This window comes from [Limnothrix rosea] IAM M-220, from assembly GCF_001904615.1.
In the GTDB taxonomy this organism is placed as follows: domain Bacteria; phylum Cyanobacteriota; class Cyanobacteriia; order Cyanobacteriales; family MRBY01; genus MRBY01.
Genome location: NZ_MRBY01000063.1, coordinates 1 through 19,985, shown reverse-complemented (window position 1 = coordinate 19,985; position 19,985 = coordinate 1). Strand labels below are relative to the sequence as shown.

Below are 19,985 nucleotides of genomic sequence, written 5' to 3'. Positions count from 1 at the left end.
CACAATGAAGCATTGCTGCTTTGTTGTAGTGTAGTAGTCATGTTTTATGATTGCTGTGAAATTTTCAAGGTGCGTTCCGAACGAGTTCAGAACTGTTTTTTATGTATGTAATTATATTAACAGCTATATTGCATTTTGTAAAGTGACTTTCATAATGTTTTGGGTTGACTGTTGTTAAGGTGATGGTGCTGGTGTCAGCGACTCTCTTGATCGTCTGTCTGTTGGCAAGAAAAGGATTATTCGACTTTGGTGGGCTCTCTAACGTAAAACTGAATGGTTTGATTCTTGATAGAGGGCGTAGTCAGTGGATAAATTAATTTGATTTAGCTGGGCGATCGCCTGCCAATTCATGACATCTTGAAACAGGATACTGTAGCCGTCGGTATTGGGGTGAAGACCATCGTCACAAAGGTGTTCATTGATCCAATGTGTGCCGCGACTGAGCCACAAATCAAAAATATCTAGATAGGGAATATTTCGTTCTTGACAAGCTTGTTTTGCGACTTCCTTATAGCGATGCTGGTCAGTGTGGTTGAAATGAAAGCAATCGAGAAATGGCATTTTACTTTCATTAATGGGAACCATTCCCACAAAAATCACAGGACAAAGGGATTGGGCTGCGTCTAATAGCGCTGGAATCTGCTGTTGATAAGTAGAAAAATCTGTGTAATTCTTACCGTCGGTACGGCCTAGGCGGGCTGAATCGTTGATACCCACTGACAAAATAATTAAATCGGGTTGTTTGTTGCGTAGTTCGCCCCGTTGTTGAAATTCTGAATGGAGGCGATCGCCCACTTGTTTGACGGTGTCGCCGCGCACACCAAGATTATAGAGGACATGACCGGGTTGAGTGCCCATCCATTGCAACCGCAACTGATCAACCCAACCGCCGCGCACCGGATCGCCAAAGCCATAGACGAGACTGTCACCAAACGCGAGCACCCGTAACGGATGTTTCTGGGCATAGCTGGGATTAATATGGGCGGAGCTTAGGGCTGTCATCGTTGGTTGTAGTAAGAACTTTCCGATTCCTTAACAAATCTACAAGATAAAGTCAGCTTTCCTAGGACTGATAGTCTTTTTCAATCATTTCCCGCAAAACTGTTCGGTTTAGCTTGCCTTGGGCATTACGCGGTAGTTTAGCGACGTTTAGCCAGTGTTTTGGTAATTTGTAGCGACTTAATTTCGTGGCGATCGCCGCTTTTATTACTTCAACAGTGGCGAGAGACTTCAGTACAACAACAGCAATTACAGCCTCTCCCCAATACTCATCAGGTATGCCACAAACGGCCACATCTTCCACTAGACCCGTTGCTTGAATGGTCGCTTCAATTTCTGCCGGGTAAATATTTTCGCCACCGCTAATAATTTTTTGGCTTTTGCGACCCACAATATGCAGATACCCTTCGTCGTCAAAGTAACCAATATCATCCGTCACAAAAGGGCGATCGCCGCGCCAGTCAGGATAATAACCATAAAATAGCGACTTTGCCTCAATAGAAATCAAGCCCTCTGAATCCAGATGAATCTGAGCATGAGGTAAAACCTGACCTACACAATCTTTTCCCGCCAGAAAATCCTCCGGCTTTAGCGCCACCACCTGCGATGCCGTTTCCGTCATGCCATAGGTCAGCGCAACATTAAGACGATAGTTTCGGGCTTTTTCAAGGAGCGATCGCCACGCAGGCGCACCACCAATAAGAATTAAGCGAAACCGTTGCAACCATTCCGGACAAACATCTAACAACACCTGCAATTGCGTCGGCACCAACGAAATACAAAAATCCGAAAAATCCCCCTCCGGCACAACACCCCGTTTCAGTTCCCCATAATTTCCCAAATAAAACTGCCCCTCACTCAGCAGCGATCGCATCACCTGCATCAAGCCGCTCACATGATAAAGCGGCAACACACAAAAACAATGCACTCGCTCTAGCCCAAAAAAAGCTCGAAATCCAGCAACAGAAGCCGCAAGACCAGCCAAATCGTGAATTGCAAACTTGACCTTCCCCGAAGTCCCACCCGTTGGAATCAAGAAAATAGACGAAACTACCGCCGATTGCGCACCGAATATCCCCCCTCCAATATCCGCAGACCCACTCAAGACCAGCCTTTTTACCAGCTCCTGCTCCTCTAGTGACCAAGAAGGATTAAACAAAACCACATTTTTTTGCCCATAGATCAGAGAGAGCAACAAAAACAAAAAAAATAATCTATCAGAAGTATTAATGATCAGCAGATCATCCTGGTCGACACCTCCTGCAAAAAGTGACTTCTGCTCATCCCCCAGTCGATTTGTAACCACCAAAAGCTGAATAAATGACTGGACTTTTAATCGAAGCTTATTACTAACAGCCAATAGAGTCCCCTTTAAACTCCCCTTATCTTTTTAATTTATAGCTTTTCCACATCACTTTTCGACAACCAGAGAATAGCACATGATTTATAGAACTCTTCCCCATCCAGACAATTCACACAATTGATATTCTAAATGCCCATACCCTCACATTTCCCTAATAAATCGAGATTTTTTTGTTGAATTCGATACAGACAAAATAATTTCATTGCAATGGTCTTGAGCAAAATATTCATAGTCTCATTTTACGTTAACCCATTCATAATCTAGCAATTCGATTAACCGTATAAAATATCACATCGAGGATTATTAAAAAAATATTAAACTCAAGTTCAGGAAAGCAAAAATATTGTGTTAACATAAATTAACAATTAGAGAAAAAATGTTTCTGCTAATAGTTTAAAAACCGTTTCTTCGTAACTAAGTCATGAGCAAGACGACACAAGCAATCGAAAAATTTATTAAAGAATTTGAGACAGAATCCCTTGCCTATCCCAAACTAGAAGAATCCATTGAAGCCATTTGTGCCAGCGACAAATTTAAAAATTTACTGCTGGCTCTCATCAATAGTCCAGCCTTTAGCCCAGAGCTTGGTGCAGAGTTAGCGGAAGCTGGTGCAGTAGCAGGTATTTCTGCTTGTCGCAATCTGCGTAGTGGGTTGAACTTTTCCCTTAGCCGCTTTTTCGGTTTTTTTGCGGAGATGATCACAGCCTTTGACGAATCTCTAGGGAACAAATGGCATAAATTTGCTGATAGAATTCACCAATCAAATTTTGGTTCTGTCAAACTTCTCAATCGTCTTACTCAGACGCAGCAAGCAAATTTTTACCATGCTTTAACGGAAGAGCTTGTTCAAACAAATCCCCATGCTGTTTTTCCCACTTCAAGTTATCGGGAAAGCTATGGTTTTGTGGAAAGTACTAAGGATGATCAAGTCATTGAAGCGGTAATGGGGACGAGCACGTTCACTTCTGTGCGCCTTGTTGATCGGGTTTTAGATAAAGATCAAACAATTCTTCGTGATACTTATATTTCTCTAGATCGTTGTGTTTGTCTGGTTGATCAAAATGTCGAGAAATACTATGGCGAACAAATTAATGAATATTTTGAGCACCATGGTATTCCCCTAGATAAATTGGTTTATCGGGCGATGGAAGTGGATAAGGGGATGCATACTGTTGAGCGGATGCTGGGCGATTTTAAGCGTCTGGGTGTTTCTCGTAATGAGCCGGTGCTCATTGTGGGTGGTGGTGTGCTGACGGATACTGGCGGTTTGGCTTGTGCGCTTTACCACCGTAATACGCCTTATGTCATGCTATCGACTTCGATTGTGGCGGGTATTGATGCGGGGCCTTCGCCGCGGACTTGTTGTGATGGTTTTGGGTATAAGAATCTTTTTGGTGCGTATCATCCGCCTATTTTGTCGTTAACGGATCGGTTCTTTTTTAAGAGTTTGCATGAGGGCTGGTTACGTCATGGTCTTGCTGAGATTGTGAAGATGGCGACGGTGAAAGATGCGGAGCTTTTCGGAAATTTGGAGATTGGTGGCCCGGATCTGATTGCGACGCGTTTTGGTACGACTAACTGCCATGGGGAAGATGAGATTAATTATGTTTCTCAAAGAATTCTTGGTGGTGCGCTACGGAGTTATGTGGCGGCTGAATATGACAATTTGTATGAGACTCACCAATGTCGTCCCCATGCCTATGGTCATACTTGGTCTCCGGGCTTTGAGATTGAGGCGGGTTTACTCCATGGTCATGCGGTGGCGATCGGGATGGGCTTTGGTGCTTATGTTAGTTATCAGACTGGCTGGATTTCTGAGCGGCAAATGCATCGTATTCTGCGGTTGATCAGTTCTTTTGGTCTGAGTTTGTGGCATGATATTTTGCTCAATAAGGAAACTCTTTGGTCTTCTCAGGAGAAAATTTTCCAAAAACGTGGTCAGAATCTTGCTATTCCTCTACCGAAGGGTGAAATTGGTCAGTGTGGTTACCTGAATGACTTTTCTCAAGGGGAGCTTTATGCTGCCATTGATGGGTACAGGGTGGTTTGTGCGGAATATCCTCGTAATGGTCTGGGTATTGATCCGCTCTGTAGTGATGTTGGTCTAGAAGATCCGTCGACAGTGGCTGTCAGTTCTCTTGAGCTTGGGGCTCCGGCTAGTGAGATGAATGGTTTTCAGCCTCTCTCGCCTGTTTAAAAAGCTGCGGCGATCGCCTTTTTTGTGGCTCATCTGGGCTAAATAGACTAGTATTCTCCTCCCATTCTCCTGAAGTTTTAGGGAGAAAGCATGGGGGGATTTTGTCTGTTCATCGGTGGGTTAAATATTTATTTTTTTGGATTTTTTAATATGCAAACTGAATTTGATATTGTCATTCCGCTGTTCCAAATGCGTTGGAATACAAGGGCTGTACTAGAGGGTTTGACGTTCCATTACAAGCCTCGTCACATTCATCTCATTACGCCGGAGTCTGGTGCTCCGGTCCTCAGGGATGCGGCACAAGGTTGGGCGATCGCCCCGTTGACTGTCCATGACGAAGAGGCATTTTTTGCCGCCGTTGGTCTTGATAAGGACAAAATCTGTGCAGAAATTGACTTGGGACAATCTTTGTATAATCCCGGCTGGTTTTACCAGCAGCTCTTAAAATTGGGCGCTTATGAAGGCATCGAAAATCTCAGTGAATGGTATCTCGTGTGGGATAGCGATTTATTGCCCGTCGAAACTTGGCCAGCGATGCAAGAAAAAGATGACAAACTTGCTTACTCCTTTGCTCTGATTCAGCACAATGCCTACGGTAATCCGGCGATCGTTTCTAAGTGGGAGACATGGATTAATTCTGTCCTTAATGTTGAAGCCGCCACTGATATTACGGGAACTTTTGTGCCTCACCATATGTGGTTTAAGCAAGAGTATCTCAAGTCTTTTGCCGCAAAAATTAACGACTATTACCAATCTGAAGACCACTGGCTCTTACTGATGATGCGTTCTGCCAATGACTTTGGGACGTTTAGTGAGTTTTGGGCCTATGTCTCTTGGGTTAATGCCAAAGCACCAGAAGAATTGTCGTTTTACCCCTATGAAACCTATGGTGAAACCACCGAGCGTTTCTTTGATGATGGCACGGGCATGTTCTCTGCTGCTCTCCGCCGTTATCAAGGCATTGAAGCTCAGACTGAGAGTGAGCCTTTTTCGCCAGATTATGAAACCACTTTGGCATTTATTCGTGATGAATATGGGGCGGATGCGATGCCGTCTTCTTTGTCCTTTGAAAGTAGTCCCCGCCACCTGAAGAAAAATGAGGAGACTATGCACATTGAGGAACGTCGTTCCCGCTGGAATCCTCGGACAGCAGCGACAACAACGATGTAACCTGAGTTCGGTTTAAGAATGGTCTAGGATGATGACGCGGGGAAGCAACGAAAATTTGCATTTTTTGAAAGCTAGGATTGTTTGCATAAAAACATCTCTCTATCTCTCGCTCTCTCATTCACTGCGTCGTACTTCCGAGCATTCTTAAGCACATACTCACGTTAAATTAAATTGCTTGTGCAGTGGCTCAAAATGCCTTGCCTCCTCCGGATACTTTTTTCCGGGAAGAAAATGAAGCACTTTAAATTTTATTCGCAATGACTATATATCTCATTGTTTTAGACGATAAAGGGCAGTTTTTGACTAGGTGAGGTTGCTTTTTTCTTGGCTGATCTTCTGAGGGAAAACAGGAAATCCAAGGAAGATACATCTTTTTGTTGATGTAGTCTCTCTATCGTGAGCATAATCTAGTTTGGGAAAAGTCGTTGTCTGACCAAGATTCCAGAAATTTTGCCGGCGATCGCCACTTTTTTTTCATTTTTATTTTCGCCAGCGCAGATGCAACAGTTTATTGATCTAATTATTCGTTTTGCAACCACCTTCGGGATTCGCCTGATTACAGCTTTACTGATTCTTCTAATCGGTTTACAAGCAGCACGGTGGGTCAAAAAAAGTGTCCGCTCACTTTTGGAGAAAACCCGCCTAGACTCCACCTTGACAAGCTTTGCCGTAAATCTAAGCTATGTTGCTTTTATCGTTTTAGTCATGGTTGCTGTCCTTGAACGTGCCGGTGTTCAGACGGCATCTTTCCTCACGGTTTTGGGTGCTGCCGGTTTAGCCATTGGTTTAGCTTTGCAGGGTTCCCTCACGAACTTTGCCTCTGGTGTTTTGATCATTATTTTTCGACCCTTCAGCGTTGATGATCTAGTCGTCATAGCAGGTTCAACGGGATTTGTGGATGACATTTCCTTTCTCACGACGACCATTCGCATGCCGGACAATCAGACGGTGATTATTCCCAATAGCGCCATCTATGCTGACAAAATTATCAATATCAGTTTAAAGAAAAAGGTGCGGGTAGATTTGGTTTTTGGGGTGAGCTATGAGGCGGATATTGACAAAACAAAGCAAATTTTGTGGGAAATTGCAGAAGCGGATGAGCGTATTTTGCATCAACCTGCTCCTCAAATTGAACTCTCAGAGCTAGCAGATAGTAGCGTGAACTTCACAATGCGAGTTTGGATTAAAAGCAAAGACTATTTAACGATTCATTTTGGTATTACTGAAAAAGTCAAAAAGCGCTTCGATGCTGCTGGCATCGGTATTCCTTTCCCACAAAGGGATCTGCATTTGTATTCAGTGAAATAGGCGATCGCCCATTCTGATTTTCTGATGCAAATATCACGACCAAGATCATCACCTCCCCTTTGATTTTCCCCGCGTTTCTGTATCGTCGTATCTCCTTGTTTCTCAGAAATGTAGACTTAATCTTTAACCAAAATAGACCTGAACTAAGGGTAAACCTGAGGATAGTTAATCGGCTCAATATAGTTACCATCACATTCATCTTTGGCAAGGAAGCGATCAACCACAAGCTGTGAACCCTTTAAGCGATAAAAACCGACACTACCGCAATCGCCTAAACCCCGACCTTTTGTGAAAATGCTGATGGTTTGCGTTGCTGGATCATAATCAGAAAATCCGGCGATCGCCCGTTCAGATTCCTCAATTAATTTGCCATTGAGATCCGTATAAAAATAAGTAATCGGTAAAACCGTAACCAAAGGCGCATCCGTCGTTTGCTCATAGAGATAATACTCTTGCAAAACTTGATAGGCCGTTGTACCGCAAACAAAATGGGCGAGATAGGTATTTTCGCCAACACGATAGACATTAGACGAAGACTGCGTAAAATCTGGTTCGTAGCGAATGTCTTGGCAAGCACCAACACTACTTCTATTGGCCATGAGATACGGAATGATTGTGCCGCTCAGATCAGCCTTTGTATAGGTTTTGGCGATCGCCCCATTTTTATTAATCGGCTCCACACCCGGTACATTTTGCGGCACTGAACGTATAGCAGCAGGAGGCGTTGCAGGAGGCACAGCCAGAGGCTCTTCCACTTTCCCCTCTGACGAGATAGAAGCTTTTGGAGCAGTGTCCGGAGGCATTAATGTCTTATTGTCCTCCTGATCAGCGATCCCTTCCGGGCGTTCTGACTCCTTTATGCTCGTCGTCGGTGAAGACTGACTAGTCGTGGTTTGGGAAGTCTGTTCCGTTTCACCACAGCCCAAAGCCAAAAAGCCAAAGCACAGCAAAATACTGACATAGCCGATTGATTTCATATTTCCACCACACAACGACAATTGCTTTCTCTATTTTAGTCCGAGGCTCTTTCCCTTATCCCAGAGCGACCATAGAATACAGGACAAAATAATCCTCTCATCATCGCCACAAAAACATTAGTCAAAAAAGCTCAATTAAACCTTAGAGTGGATCGCTGTAACCTTTAAATATTTTCTCAGCAGTGCAAATATTTCTTCCGTCCGAAAAGGCTTACGCAATACATAGTCAGCACCGAAAACATCTATGTCTTGATTTTCTGCCATTTGAAGACTAGCAGTACAGGCAATAATAATCACTTTGCCCCCTTGGGGCGCTTGGCGAATTTTTTCGATGGCAACCTCACCCGTCATTTCTGGCATTAATAGATCCATAAAAATCAAGTCCGGTTGCCACGATCGCCAAACTTCAACAGCTTCAAGACCATTTTTTACTTCTTGAATATCTACATTTGCTAAAGCTAAAACCTTCGAAAGCAGCAGACGATTAATACGACTATCATCAGCAACCAAAATTTTAGACTGAGGTGAATTTGAAGAAAGAAAAGACACAATAATATTCCCAGAGGTCATCTTAAGACCCAAGCTCATAAAGACTGATACATATTACTTACTTTAATGACTTTTCTTGGCTATAGAATCGAGTAAATGGCTGAATTAAGGTTGATCTTCACCTAAAGTTTTGATTAAGTTGGCCTAGAAAGGATTAATGGCCTCAAACAACTTCAACACTCGCAGCAAAAAAATCGTGTGCTGAATATCTTCATTCACTTCCGGGGCAAATTCTCGTTCCGCCAATTCTGCTTGTAAACTGGCATACTCCGCTGCTGTTAACACAGAGCCGTCTTCCGGCGATCGCCCTTCAGTGACCACCTCAGTCCGCAGTATTTCTTCGGGAATATCTTCTGGCGGCGGCAAGCTGATCGCGACGGGAGTAATGCCGAGACTCATTGCCAAACTTATAACTATTTTGCCCATCTTATTTTGATACCCTCAACTCCACCTGCCAAACACAATATCTGAGTCACTCACTATTTAGCCACAAAAAAAGCGAGGCTGCCCAAGGACAAACCTCACTCGTAAACGCCTATAAATTATGGCCTCCCAAGGAGGTGCGCTACAAAATTCTATTCGAAATCTTTTCTACCGGGGTTACGAGTGGGATCGCTAGATAGAAAACCGAAAATAAATAAAGATACGAAAAAGATAACCGTGATGTAAACAGCGATTTTAAGGGTGAGCATATTTATGGATCTCCTGCTGACACAAAACTAGGATATACAGTTAGTTTTATGAGGATAATTTATGTAACGTAACATATCATATCCCCACACTGAATTAGAAAAAAGCTCACTTTATCTTTATAACTTTCGCGGCATTAATCCCGCTACTTTGTTGGCAACAGGAACGTGAGTTTTGCTTAAGCATGCTCGGAAGTACGACGCGGTGAATGGGAGAGCGAGAGATCGGGAGATGTTTCTATGCAAACAATCCTCGCTTTCAAAAAATGCAAATTTTCGTGGCTTCCCCGTGTCTCTCCTTCTCCGTGTCTCCTTTTCTCTAAAGAATTTTGGCTACATTCTTATCCATAACTGACGTTAACAGGAGGGTTTAGGCGGCTCGGCAGGGCAAGGAGAAAAGCGGATTGATATCTTTTAAGATGCCACGGCTCACATCGACGACGGTGGTGATTTTTCAAGCGCGAAACCATCCTTGATGCCCTAGGACTACAGCGGAAAATCTTAGGCAATACCATTGTCAAAGCCCCTATCTATGGCAAGAAAAAGAATGCCCATGAAAAAGCTCCCAAGTGCCTGTATCAAGGACATTTGGGAACCGGTGCAACAATTTCTTTCTTGGTATCTATTATTAAATGATTGCTGAATCAATAGCATGGGTGGATACCCGCAAACTATATGTTGTTTCTGTAAAGGGCGATCGCCCAATCTTTTGTTTCGCTAAAGATACAGTGTATTTTAAAGAAATTTCCCGATGGGTAAAACATTGCAATAGGTGATCAAAAACGAAGAATGCGGAAGGGTTTTTGTACAATCTTTTAAGCTCACCTGCCCCCCAGCCCAATGACCGATAACACCCAAGCTCGCAAGGCCGACCATATCCGCATTTGTCTTGAAGAAGATGTCCAATTCCGTCGTAATACCACGGGCTTTGAGCGGTATCGTTTTGAGCATTGTTGTCTGCCGGAGCTAGATAGAGCCGAGATTGATCTTCACACCACTTTTTTGGGCAAAAGACTCGGCCTACCCATTTTGATTTCGTCAATGACCGGCGGCACGGCACAGGCAGAAAATATTAATGTGCGCCTAGCCGAACTCGCCCAAACCTATCGACTCGCCATGGGTGTTGGTTCCCAGCGGGTGGCGATCGAAAAACCGGAAGTAGCGCCAAGTTTTGCCATGCGCAAATATGCTCCCGATGCCTTACTGTTTGCCAATGTCGGTGCGGTACAACTCAACTATGGCTATGGTATTGAGGAATGTCGGCGCATGGTGGATTTGCTAGAAGCCGATGCGTTGATTTTGCATATTAATCCCCTCCAAGAATGTATTCAGCCTGCCGGTGATACCAACTTCAAAAATTTGCTCACGAAAATTGCTCAAGTTTGTGACCAGCTAGAAGTGCCGGTCATTGCCAAAGAAGTGGGAAATGGAATTTCAGTAAAAATGGTGCAAAAACTCCAGGAAGCTGGGGTCGCTGCCATTGATGTGGCCGGGGCAGGCGGTACATCTTGGGCAAAGGTCGAAAGTGAGCGATCGCCCAATGCCTTACTCCGGCAACTGGGACAAACCTTTGGCGACTGGGGCATTCCCACCGCAGACTGTGTTATTGATATTGCCCACTATGACCCAGAGATTCCCCTAATTGCGTCCGGTGGACTACGGAATGGTTTAGACGCTGCCAAGGCGATCGCCCTCGGTGCAGACCTAGCTGGTTTTGCCTATCCTTTCCTCAAAGCCGCAACAGAATCACCCCAAGCCCTCGAAGAATTGGTACAACTGTTAATAGCGGAACTTACAACAGTGTTGTTTTGTACGGGCAATGTTAATTTTGCTGAGCTTCAAAAATCCCATTGTTTACAAAAAACAAACTAGCGAGTGCCGCCTCTATTTCCATTTTTTTTGCCTGTCAGTATGAAAGATTTTTTTAAACAGGTTTTTAGCAGTTGTCTCGGGACAATGCTTGCCCTCGGACTACTGTCGACCCTTTCCATTACTGCTTTTGTCACCTTGATCGCCATCTTTTCCTCCCAGGATTCGCCGAGCGGCATCGAAGATGAATCAATTTTGGTATTTGACAACAGTTTAATTATTCAAGACCGCCAACCCTCTAGCAGTATTGGGGATGTGTTGGCAGGGGATACACCGGAAATTATGAGTTTGCGGGATGTCACCGAAACCATCCGAGCCGCGGCCACCGACGACAAAATTACAGGTCTGTTCATTGACGGTCGCCAAGGTAGCTTTAACGGCTATGCCACTTTAAAAGAAGTACGAGAGGCGCTGCAGGACTTTAAGGAAGCAGGCAAAAAAATCTATGCCTACGATGTGGAATTAACAGAACGAGAATATTATTTAACTTCCCTTGCCGACGAAATTTGGCTTAACCCCATCGGTGCGATGGAGATTAATGGCTTCGGTGCTGAACAAATGTTCTGGACAGGCGCTTTTGAAAAATACGGTATCGGTGTGCAAATTGTGCGCGCTGGCTCCTATAAAGGTGCGGTGGAACCCTTTACTCGCAAAGAATTTAGCCCTGAAAACCGGGAGCAAACTCAAGCTTTTCTAGGGGATCTCTGGACTGATTTTAAAAATACAGCGGCGGGCGATCGCCCCTTTGAGGCCAATACCTTACAGAATCTCGCCAATACCCAAGGCATTATTGAGCCAGAAGCCGCAAAATCGGCAAACCTAGTGACGCGACTGGCCTATTTTGACGAAATCCTCGACGAGCTTAAAACCTTTACGGGCACTGATCCTGAAGATGATATCCCCCAAATTTCCCTCGCGGCCTATCACGAAGAAGCTGTATTGGGTACGGACGAATTTTCTGACAATATTGTCGCGGTAGTCTACGCCGAGGGGGGGATTGTGGGCGGCGAAGGGACTCCCAATTCCATTGGCGGTGATTCCCTATCGCGAGAGCTGCGGCAGTTGCGCCTTGATGAACAGGTGAAAGCGGTCGTGTTACGGGTCAATAGTCCCGGTGGCAGTGCGATCGCCTCCGATATTATTTTGCGCGAACTTAAGCTGATCCGTGAGGCGGGTATCCCAGTAATCGTTTCTATGGGGGATATTGCAGCGTCAGGGGGCTATTGGATTGCCACGGAAAGTGACTATATTTTTGCCCATAACAACACTTTGACAGGATCCATTGGGGTCTTTGGGATTTTGCCGAATATCCAAGAAGTCGGTAATAACAACGGCTTTACGTGGGATACCGTTAAAACCGGAGAACTGGCAAATTTAGGGACAGGTTCCCGCCCGAAAACTGAGCAAGAGTTGGCGATTTTCCAAGGCTTCGTCAATGATATTTATGATGATTTCCTTGAGCGTGTTGCCAAGGCGCGGGGCTTAACGAAAGAAGAGGTCAATGCTATTGCCCAAGGGCGTGTCTGGTCTGGGGAAGATGCTAAAAATATTAAGCTTGTCGATGAAATTGGGGGTCTCGATGCGGCGATCGCCCACGCGGTGAAGGAAGCAGAATTAGGCGAAGACTTTATGGTGGAAGAATATCCCCTCAAGCAAACTTGGGAAGAAGAATTTGTCGAAAATCTCTTCGGTAATCAAGAAGCTTGGCTGGGTGATGATGTTGTTTCCCAAGAGTGGCAAAAATTTTACGAGAGTCTGGAGCTGTGGCGATCGCTCAATGACCCCAAGCAAGTCTATGCGATTTTCCCGTGGCAACTGGAGATTGATTAACCCCCAGCGGTTTATTGGCTTCAATTCCCTAATATGCCTAGCCTGACGTTTTAAGAAATATAGAAAAACTCGTTAACCCCCAATGCAATCCGTTATCACAGAAAAGAGAGTCTGGGGAATGGTATGGGATTTCGTTGGCGTGTTGGGAAATATTTTTTAATCTTTGGGATGACCGTCATCCTTATCGTCAGTGGTTTGGTGGGTTGCCAGAATAATGCCTCGATCAATCAAGTGCAGGTCACAGACAAACCCATTGCCCTACCCCAAGTCGATGCTCTGCCGACACCGGAGTTACCCGACTGGATTGAATCCATTAGCCCCCAAGGCACGACTGAAAGTTTGGCGCAAATTCGGGTGTTGTTTAAAGAACCGCTGATTCCGGTTGAGCGCATTGATACGCCAGAGCAAAAGGACATTCTCAAAAAGTTTCAGCTGATACCGCCGATCGCCGGGCAATTTCGGTTTCTCACGCCAAAGATGATTGGCTTCCAAGCGGAGCAACCTCTGCCGAAGGCGACGCGCTATCAAGTCACGATTGATGCTGGTTTGGGGGATCTCGCAGAACACCAGTTAACTCAAGCTTTGCAGTGGACTTTTGAGACGGAAAAAATCAAATTATCGGGTTTACCCGGTACACCAAATCAGTTAGACGAAAGCTCCCAACCCCTCGGCTTACAAGACGAAAGCCGCATTGCGAGTAATATTCCCCTTGACCTTGATACGGCGGGCGATCGCCTTTTATTTATTAATGACGCTGACGACACTCAGGCGGTTAAGGCTAATGTGACCCTCGAAATGAGTGATGAAATAACCCAAGGGCAATTTATGCCGGATCAGGAGCAGTGGCATTACTTGGTTACACCGAAAAAACCATTAGCGAAGGCCACCCACTACCGCCTCGAAGCCCAACCGGGATTAAAGCCGTTACAGGGTAATTTGTCTTTAGAACGGGCGATCGCCTCCCACTTTAAAACCTATGAACCCTTCCGTTACGACAAGGTAGAATTTTACGGAGAACCGGGAGCTGGTGCTGCTTTTGGACGCTTTGAACGAGGCAGTCCCTATCTCTATTTCAACAATGGTATTAACGCAGATTCGGCAGTAAATCATATTTCCATTAGCCCTGAACCAAAGGACAATGAAGACTTATTTTTGCGGGCATACAACGGTAGTCGCTCGGTAGAAATTAACCCTTGGGTACTGGAACCGCAAACGGAATATACCGTTACCCTCGGCGCGAATTTAGAAGATGAGTTTGGGCAAACCCTCGGCACAAAGAAAGAAATCAAATTTAATACGGGCGATGTGGCGGGCAATATTTGGGCGCAACGGGATTTGCATATTTTCCCAGCGGGAACCGACCTCAGTCTTGATGTGGAAACGATTAATTTGCCAGAGAACAGATTTCAAATAGGTTATCGGGAAGTGCAGCCGACGGATTTGGTGTACTCGGAATTGGCCTATCCGCGCGGCAATAATACCGATCTTGTGCCGAACAAATCGAACTGGGAAACGCAATCGGTTGAGCAAACCAAAAATGCTCTTGTTAAAACTCCCATCAATATTCGCGACAAACTAACCAATCAAACGGGAATGCTCGCCTATGGTGTTACTGCAAAAACAAATCAGTATCTTGCTGATGGTCAACAAAAATGGCGATCGCCGGACTTTTACGGCATGGTACAACTGACAAACTTGGGAGTTTTTGCCCAATGGTTTCCAGAGTCAGGCATTGTGCGCGTCCATCATCTCGATACGGGAAAAGCGGTTGCTAATGCAGATATCCAAATTTATCAATCCCAGTTAGACAGTAAAACGCGGGGCAATCCGAGGGCTTGTGCGACGGGCAAAACGGATGGTGAAGGGACATTGATTTTGGCGAATAATCAATGGCGTAGATGTTTGCAGGGTCAAGAATATGCACCTCAGCTACTAGTCATTGCGAAGGAAAATTCCGACTGGGCTTTTACCCGCACCCACGAATATAGCGGTGCTTACGGCTATGGCATTTACACCAGCTGGGATAACGGTGAGATTCAATCAAGAGGCACAATTTTCAGCGATCGCCAACTGTATCAACCCAGCGAAAAGGCTTATTTTACGGGCGTTGCCTATTACCTAAAGAATGGCAAACTGCAGCGTGATTTCAACCAAGATTACAAGGTCATTTTAAGTAATCCAGAGGGCAAAGAAACAACGCTAGGCACTTACAAAACCAATAAATTTGGGACATTCTCCGTCGAGTGGGATGTGCCGGAAAAGCAAGATTTAGGCAATTATTATCTCCGCGCCGAAGCGACGAATGGCAACAAAATTTATGGCGATTTTCGGGTAGCAGAGTTTCGTCCGCCAAACTTTAAAGTCGATCTTGGACTCAGTAAAAAATATGCCGAAATGGGCGATCGCGTCATTGCAGAAACCAGTGCCAATTATCTGTTTGGCGCGCCTGTGGGCAATAGCAAAGTAGATTATTTTGTGACGCGGACGCGGGGCTTTTATCGACCGGATGGGTGGGATGAGTTTACCTTTGGGCGACAGTGGCATTGGTCAGAGTCAGAGCCGTCCATCACCAGCGAGGTGCTGCAAACAGAACGCAAATTAACTGATACAGGTGAAGGTTCCCTCGACATTTCGGTAGACAATGACTTGCCCTATCCCGTCACTTATCGCGTGGAGGCTGCTGTTACTGATGCGGCGAATTTATCGGTATCTAATACTCAAGTGTTTACCGCCTTGCCGAGCGATCGCCTGATTGGCTTGAGCCATGATTTTGTCGCGGAAGCCGAGAAACCCTTTAATGCCCAGCTTTTAGTCACTGACCCCGAAGGACAACCCATTGCCGGACAGACGGTAGATGTGGAGTTGCAGAAAGTTAATTACAGTCGCGTCACCCAGATTATTGAAGGCAGTCGCGTTAATCGTCCCCAAGTGGAATACGAAACCGTCGATACTGAAACCATTAAATCGATCCTTGAACCAATTCCCTTTGAGCTCACGGCGACCGATAGTGGTTCCTACCGCATCCATGCGTTAGTGCGTGGTCAGGATGAAGCCGCAGCAACGGATAGTTTTATTTGGGTGAGCGGTGAGAATTGGGTTAATTGGGGCGATCGCTTTGATAATAATCGCGTCGAAGTGACCCTCGACAAGGAAGATTATGAAATTGGCGATACGGCAACGGCGTTAATTCAGTCTCCCTACCAGCAAGCTGAACTGTATTTTTCTGTGATTCGCCATGGCGTACTTTACGAAACCAAGCAAACGGTTTCCGGGGCTGCGCCGACTGTTAGTTTTACTGTCACCCCCGACATGATGCCCAATGCGGCGGTGAAAGCGGTGCTCATTCGACAGGGAGAATCCATCGAGGAAGCTCGTAAAAATGGTGTTGATAAGCTGATGAAAATTGGCTTTGCGGATTTTGGCACTGACCTAAAATCGAAAGAGCTAACCGTTGCAGTGACTCCCCAACAGGAAAAACTTACTCCCGGAGCCGAACAAACATTGCAGCTCGAACTCAAGGATCAGCAGGGTCAACCTGTTGCGGGACAAGTGACGGTGATGGTGGTAAATGATGCCATCTTGCAGCTCAACGGTTATCGTCCGCCAAATTTGCTGGATGAAGTGTATCGCGATCAACCGATCGCCACCCGCTGGGCTGATAATCGTCCGAATGTCACCATTGCGCCCCTCGACAGTTCTGAACAAAAGGGCTGGGGCTATGGCGGCGGTGCATCTTCCGCTTTGGCGAATACGAGAACCCGTACCGACTTTCGGGCGATCGCCTACTATAACGGCTCTGTTTTAACGAATAATCAGGGGCAAGGGTCAGTGAAATTTACGCTACCGGACGATCTCACCACATGGCGCGTTTTAGCGGTAGCCACTGATGAAGACACCCGTTTTGGGAATGCCGAAGCGGAATTTATTGCCACGCAACCCCTACTGACAAATCCTGTTTTGCCGCAATTTGCGCGGATCGGCGATCGCTTTGAGGGTGGTGTTTTGGTCACCAATACAACAGGAAGTAAAGGTCAAGTGCAAATCCAAGGGGAAATGGATGGCGCGCTGGAATTTGGGAAAGGTCGTAAGCAACGCCAAACCCTGAAAGAAGATATTGGTAATAACTCGCAGACATTCCGTTTACCGTTAGTGGCGACCGAAGCTGGCACTGCTACGGTGAAATTTACGACTCAAAAAGGCCGTGATGCCGATGCTTTTGAAGTGCCCCTCGAAGTGAAACAGTTATCCGTCAGAGAACAGGCGATCGCCACAGGGATTTTGACAGAAGACGAGGCGACTATTCCCCTAAAAATTGATGGTGAAATGCTGCGCGACCAAGGCGGTTTAACGCTGACTTTGGCGAGTACCCTCATTCCAGAGTTAACTGCACCCGCAAAAGAAACCTTTTACAACAGCGATTTTCCCTTCCTCGAACCGACGGCGAGTCGATTGACCATTGCGGCAAATTTAGCAATTTTGCAACAACGATATGGTCAAGCTTTTGAGAATTTTGAGATTCAGTCAGAAGCTCGCCAAGCCCTAGAAGATTTAGCGCAATTGCAATTACCCAGCGGTGGTTTTGGTTCCTATCCCGGTGATGAAACGCCCGACCCCTACGTCAATCCCTACGCTGCCGAGGCGATCGCCCTTGCCCAGAAAGCGAATCTTGATGTTCCGTCAGAGCTGGTGAATCGTCTACAAACCTATCTCGATCAAACTTTGGCGAATCCCGCACAATTTAGTACCTGCGAATCGGAAAGTTGCAAAGATACCGTCCGTCTGGGCAACCTTCTGGCACTAGATCAATTTGGAAATGTTCGTGGAGATTTTGTTTCAGATCTCTATAATGCCCGCGAGGAATTTGATACCGTCAGCAAAATTAAACTGGCGCGTCATTTAGCCCAGTTGCCCGATTGGCAAACTCAAGCCGAGGCGATCGCCGACGATGTGAACGAAATCATTTATCAGTCCGGACGCACGGCTCAAATTAATCTGCCCCAACGCTGGTACTGGTATCACTCCAACACAACTGCCCAGGCCCAAGCTCTGCAACTGTTTATAGAAATTGGGGAAACACCTGAAACTATCAGCCAAGTTCTGCAAGGACTGCTCGACCAACGGCGGGACGGCACATGGCAAACCACCTATGACAATGCCCAAGCTCTTACAGCTCTAACTCGTTACAGCGATACCGAATCAATTCCGCCAAACCTAAGCAGCACCGTTAAGCTGGATCGCAAAAAACTGGGTGACTTTGAATTTCGCGGCTACGAAAAACCCACTGTAACCCTCGACGTACCAATGCAAGAGCTGCCGAAAGGCGATCGCCAACTGATTATTCAGAAAAGTGGCGATGGGAAACTCCATTACCTCAGCGAACTGGAATATCGACTGACAGGTAACCAACCCGGCAAACTCAACGGACTGCGCATTACCCGTAATATTCGCCCAGCCAACGAAACGGAAGTTGCTCGAAAATATGGTCTTTACGATCTGCGCGAACCCTTTCATGTCGAAGCTGGACAGGTTTTTGATATTGGCCTAGAAATCATCACCGACCATCCGGTTGATCATGTCCAAATTAGCGATCCCCTACCCGCTGGCTTAGAAGCCATTGACACCGACTTCCAAACGGCCACCACCTACTACCAACCCCAGAGCGATAGCTGGCAACTCAATTATCAAAAAATCTACAAAGATAAAGTCATAGCCTACGGCGATCGCCTCAATGCAGGCGTTTATAATCTCCACTATCTCGTCCGTGCCGTCACCCCCGGCAACTTCGACTATCCCGGCGCAGAAGTGTCATTGCAATACAACCCCGAAACCTTTGGCCGCACGACCTCATCCCAAATCCAAATCAAATAAAAGCTGATGATCTTAGTAGCAATAAGTTTGTGAGTCACCCAACCGTAATCGCTGAAGTTTTGTCTCCCAGCACTTCGTCCTATAACAAAGATTTAAAGCTTCGGTATGATCGCCAAATCGAAAGTCTACAAGAATATATTTTGATTCATTCTGAACAGCAATATGTGGAACTTTTCCAGAGACAAACAGAAAAAATCTGGGGTTATAGTGCCTATTCTGAAGGGAGTTTTGAGCTTGCCAATGTCGAATTTAGCTGCGATTTTTCGATGCTTTACAACAAGGTGATTTTTGATGATTAGTCAAAGTGGCAAAAACTGGTCATTTGTCTCGGAAGCACAATTAGAAGACTTTGTTTGGTCTCATCTAGAAGAACTCTTTGGAGTCACACCACTAGCAAGACAATTTTCGGTAGACAATCAAATTTGCGATATTTTGGCAGTCGATTCGGACAAGCGATTAACAATTATTGAACTAAAAAACTCTGAAGATCGTTATCTTGTTAATCAGTTAACACGTTACTACGATGCACTGGTAACGAATAAACCTCTATCAGAAAATATTGACTACCGTAAATCGATTCAACTGATTGGAATTACTCCAACAGTCCATCGCGACAATTGGAGCGATAAAAAATATAATCGCCTTAATATTCAATTTTGGGAATTTGGTGTAAAGCAGTTAGCGAAAAGTCAATTTCAGTTTTCTTTAAAAAATTTAGAGGCCGAAGAGCAGAAAAATATTTTATTTAGATTTGAACCAGTTCAAACAGAAATTGAGATACCTGAACCTCCACGAAAACTATTGAATATGTTGACAGATATTGCGGAGGGAAAGAGAGAAAAAATATTGGAAATCCGTAAAAAGATTTTGAGCTTTCACGAGCGGATGAAGGAATATTCTTCTGGAAGTGCCGTGCTGTATGGCAGTGCAAAAAATAAAACTTGCGCAGAACTTCGCTTTGATTCTAAACGTAATGACATAGCATTATTTCTTTGGATTCCATTTGGAAACCCTAGTAGAAAAACAGTAAATCGAGTTAGGATTTGGACTGATTTTGAAACAGTCACAGATTTAGGTCACGTTCCAAAAGGTTGGCTCTCCGGGAATGAGTATGCTGAAGTAGTAAAAGCAATGTCGTTGAAACGATGGTTCCATTACTAACCCAG

At 45.3% G+C, this 19,985-nt stretch carries 14 protein-coding genes; 8 read left to right on the top strand and 6 right to left on the bottom strand.

The window, feature by feature from the left end:
- Nucleotides 1–258: 258 nt before the first annotated feature.
- Nucleotides 259–1,002, bottom strand: a complete 744-nt coding sequence (locus NIES208_RS16800; protein WP_075894140.1) for a GDSL-type esterase/lipase family protein — start codon at nt 1,000–1,002, stop codon at nt 259–261.
- A 61-nt stretch (nt 1,003–1,063) separates the two neighbouring features.
- Nucleotides 1,064–2,359, bottom strand: coding sequence for an AMP-binding protein (locus NIES208_RS16795; RefSeq protein WP_075894139.1), 1,296 nt, complete (start codon nt 2,357–2,359; stop codon nt 1,064–1,066).
- Between the two features lie 424 nt (nt 2,360–2,783).
- Between NIES208_RS16795 and NIES208_RS16790 the strand changes: the two genes are divergently transcribed.
- The 3 genes from NIES208_RS16790 (at nt 2,784) to NIES208_RS16780 (ending at nt 7,037) form a co-directional block, all read left to right on the top strand.
- On the top strand, nt 2,784–4,559 hold the full coding sequence (locus NIES208_RS16790) for a sedoheptulose 7-phosphate cyclase (protein ID WP_075894138.1): 1,776 nt from the start codon (nt 2,784–2,786) through the stop codon (nt 4,557–4,559).
- 150 nt (nt 4,560–4,709) lie between these two features.
- Nucleotides 4,710–5,729: a DUF6492 family protein gene (locus NIES208_RS16785; protein WP_075894143.1), complete on the top strand. Its 1,020-nt coding sequence runs from the start codon at nt 4,710–4,712 to the stop codon at nt 5,727–5,729.
- A 498-nt stretch (nt 5,730–6,227) separates the two neighbouring features.
- Nucleotides 6,228–7,037 carry a mechanosensitive ion channel family protein gene (locus NIES208_RS16780; protein WP_075894142.1) on the top strand — a complete coding sequence of 270 codons (810 nt, stop codon included), beginning with the start codon at nt 6,228–6,230 and terminating at the stop codon, nt 7,035–7,037.
- A gap of 143 nt (nt 7,038–7,180) precedes the next feature.
- Here the strand turns inward: NIES208_RS16780 and NIES208_RS16775 are convergent, their stop codons facing one another.
- The 4 genes from NIES208_RS16775 to NIES208_RS16760 form a co-directional block, all read right to left on the bottom strand.
- Nucleotides 7,181–8,014 carry a DUF1176 domain-containing protein gene (locus NIES208_RS16775; RefSeq protein ID WP_075894137.1) on the bottom strand — a complete coding sequence of 278 codons (834 nt, stop codon included), beginning with the start codon at nt 8,012–8,014 and terminating at the stop codon, nt 7,181–7,183.
- Between the two features lie 135 nt (nt 8,015–8,149).
- Nucleotides 8,150–8,563: a response regulator gene (locus tag NIES208_RS16770; protein WP_216349427.1), complete on the bottom strand. Its 414-nt coding sequence runs from the start codon at nt 8,561–8,563 to the stop codon at nt 8,150–8,152.
- A 144-nt stretch (nt 8,564–8,707) separates the two neighbouring features.
- Complete coding sequence (locus tag NIES208_RS16765) at nt 8,708–8,989, bottom strand: hypothetical protein (protein WP_075894135.1); 282 nt, start codon at nt 8,987–8,989, stop codon at nt 8,708–8,710.
- Between the two features lie 149 nt (nt 8,990–9,138).
- Nucleotides 9,139–9,255 carry a photosystem II reaction center protein I gene (locus NIES208_RS16760; protein WP_015132356.1) on the bottom strand — a complete coding sequence of 39 codons (117 nt, stop codon included), beginning with the start codon at nt 9,253–9,255 and terminating at the stop codon, nt 9,139–9,141.
- A gap of 837 nt (nt 9,256–10,092) precedes the next feature.
- Here NIES208_RS16760 and fni point away from each other — a divergent pair.
- The 5 genes from fni to NIES208_RS16735 all read left to right on the top strand — a co-directional run bounded on the left by fni (nt 10,093) and on the right by NIES208_RS16735 (nt 19,980).
- Complete coding sequence (fni, locus tag NIES208_RS16755) at nt 10,093–11,124, top strand: type 2 isopentenyl-diphosphate Delta-isomerase (protein WP_075894134.1); 1,032 nt, start codon at nt 10,093–10,095, stop codon at nt 11,122–11,124.
- Between the two features lie 39 nt (nt 11,125–11,163).
- Nucleotides 11,164–12,951, top strand: a complete 1,788-nt coding sequence (sppA, locus tag NIES208_RS16750; protein ID WP_075894141.1) for a signal peptide peptidase SppA — start codon at nt 11,164–11,166, stop codon at nt 12,949–12,951.
- A 123-nt stretch (nt 12,952–13,074) separates the two neighbouring features.
- Nucleotides 13,075–18,819, top strand: a complete 5,745-nt coding sequence (locus NIES208_RS16745; RefSeq protein ID WP_075894133.1) for an Ig-like domain-containing alpha-2-macroglobulin family protein — start codon at nt 13,075–13,077, stop codon at nt 18,817–18,819.
- Nucleotides 18,820–18,848: 29 nt separating this feature from the next.
- Nucleotides 18,849–19,118, top strand: a complete 270-nt coding sequence (locus NIES208_RS16740) for a Uma2 family endonuclease (RefSeq protein WP_075894132.1) — start codon at nt 18,849–18,851, stop codon at nt 19,116–19,118.
- Nucleotides 19,111–19,980, top strand: a complete 870-nt coding sequence (locus tag NIES208_RS16735) for an endonuclease NucS domain-containing protein (protein WP_075894131.1) — start codon at nt 19,111–19,113, stop codon at nt 19,978–19,980. The genes NIES208_RS16740 and NIES208_RS16735 overlap by 8 nt, the downstream gene beginning before the upstream one ends.
- Nucleotides 19,981–19,985: the final 5 nt, after the last annotated feature.

Bases quoted from the DNA above. Each gene is read 5' to 3' on its own strand.
- NIES208_RS16780 (WP_075894142.1), top strand. From the start codon at position 6,228: ATGCAACAGTTTATTGATCTAATTATTCGTTTTGCAACCACCTTCGGG.
- NIES208_RS16760 (WP_015132356.1), bottom strand. From the start codon at position 9,255: ATGCTCACCCTTAAAATCGCTGTTTACATCACGGTTATCTTTTTCGTA.
- fni (WP_075894134.1), top strand. From the start codon at position 10,093: ATGACCGATAACACCCAAGCTCGCAAGGCCGACCATATCCGCATTTGT.
- NIES208_RS16735 (WP_075894131.1), top strand. From the start codon at position 19,111: ATGATTAGTCAAAGTGGCAAAAACTGGTCATTTGTCTCGGAAGCACAA.
- NIES208_RS16775 (WP_075894137.1), bottom strand. From the start codon at position 8,014: ATGAAATCAATCGGCTATGTCAGTATTTTGCTGTGCTTTGGCTTTTTG.
- NIES208_RS16765 (WP_075894135.1), bottom strand. From the start codon at position 8,989: ATGGGCAAAATAGTTATAAGTTTGGCAATGAGTCTCGGCATTACTCCC.
- sppA (WP_075894141.1), top strand. From the start codon at position 11,164: ATGAAAGATTTTTTTAAACAGGTTTTTAGCAGTTGTCTCGGGACAATG.
- NIES208_RS16785 (WP_075894143.1), top strand. From the start codon at position 4,710: ATGCAAACTGAATTTGATATTGTCATTCCGCTGTTCCAAATGCGTTGG.
- NIES208_RS16745 (WP_075894133.1), top strand. From the start codon at position 13,075: ATGGGATTTCGTTGGCGTGTTGGGAAATATTTTTTAATCTTTGGGATG.
- NIES208_RS16790 (WP_075894138.1), top strand. From the start codon at position 2,784: ATGAGCAAGACGACACAAGCAATCGAAAAATTTATTAAAGAATTTGAG.
- NIES208_RS16800 (WP_075894140.1), bottom strand. From the start codon at position 1,002: ATGACAGCCCTAAGCTCCGCCCATATTAATCCCAGCTATGCCCAGAAA.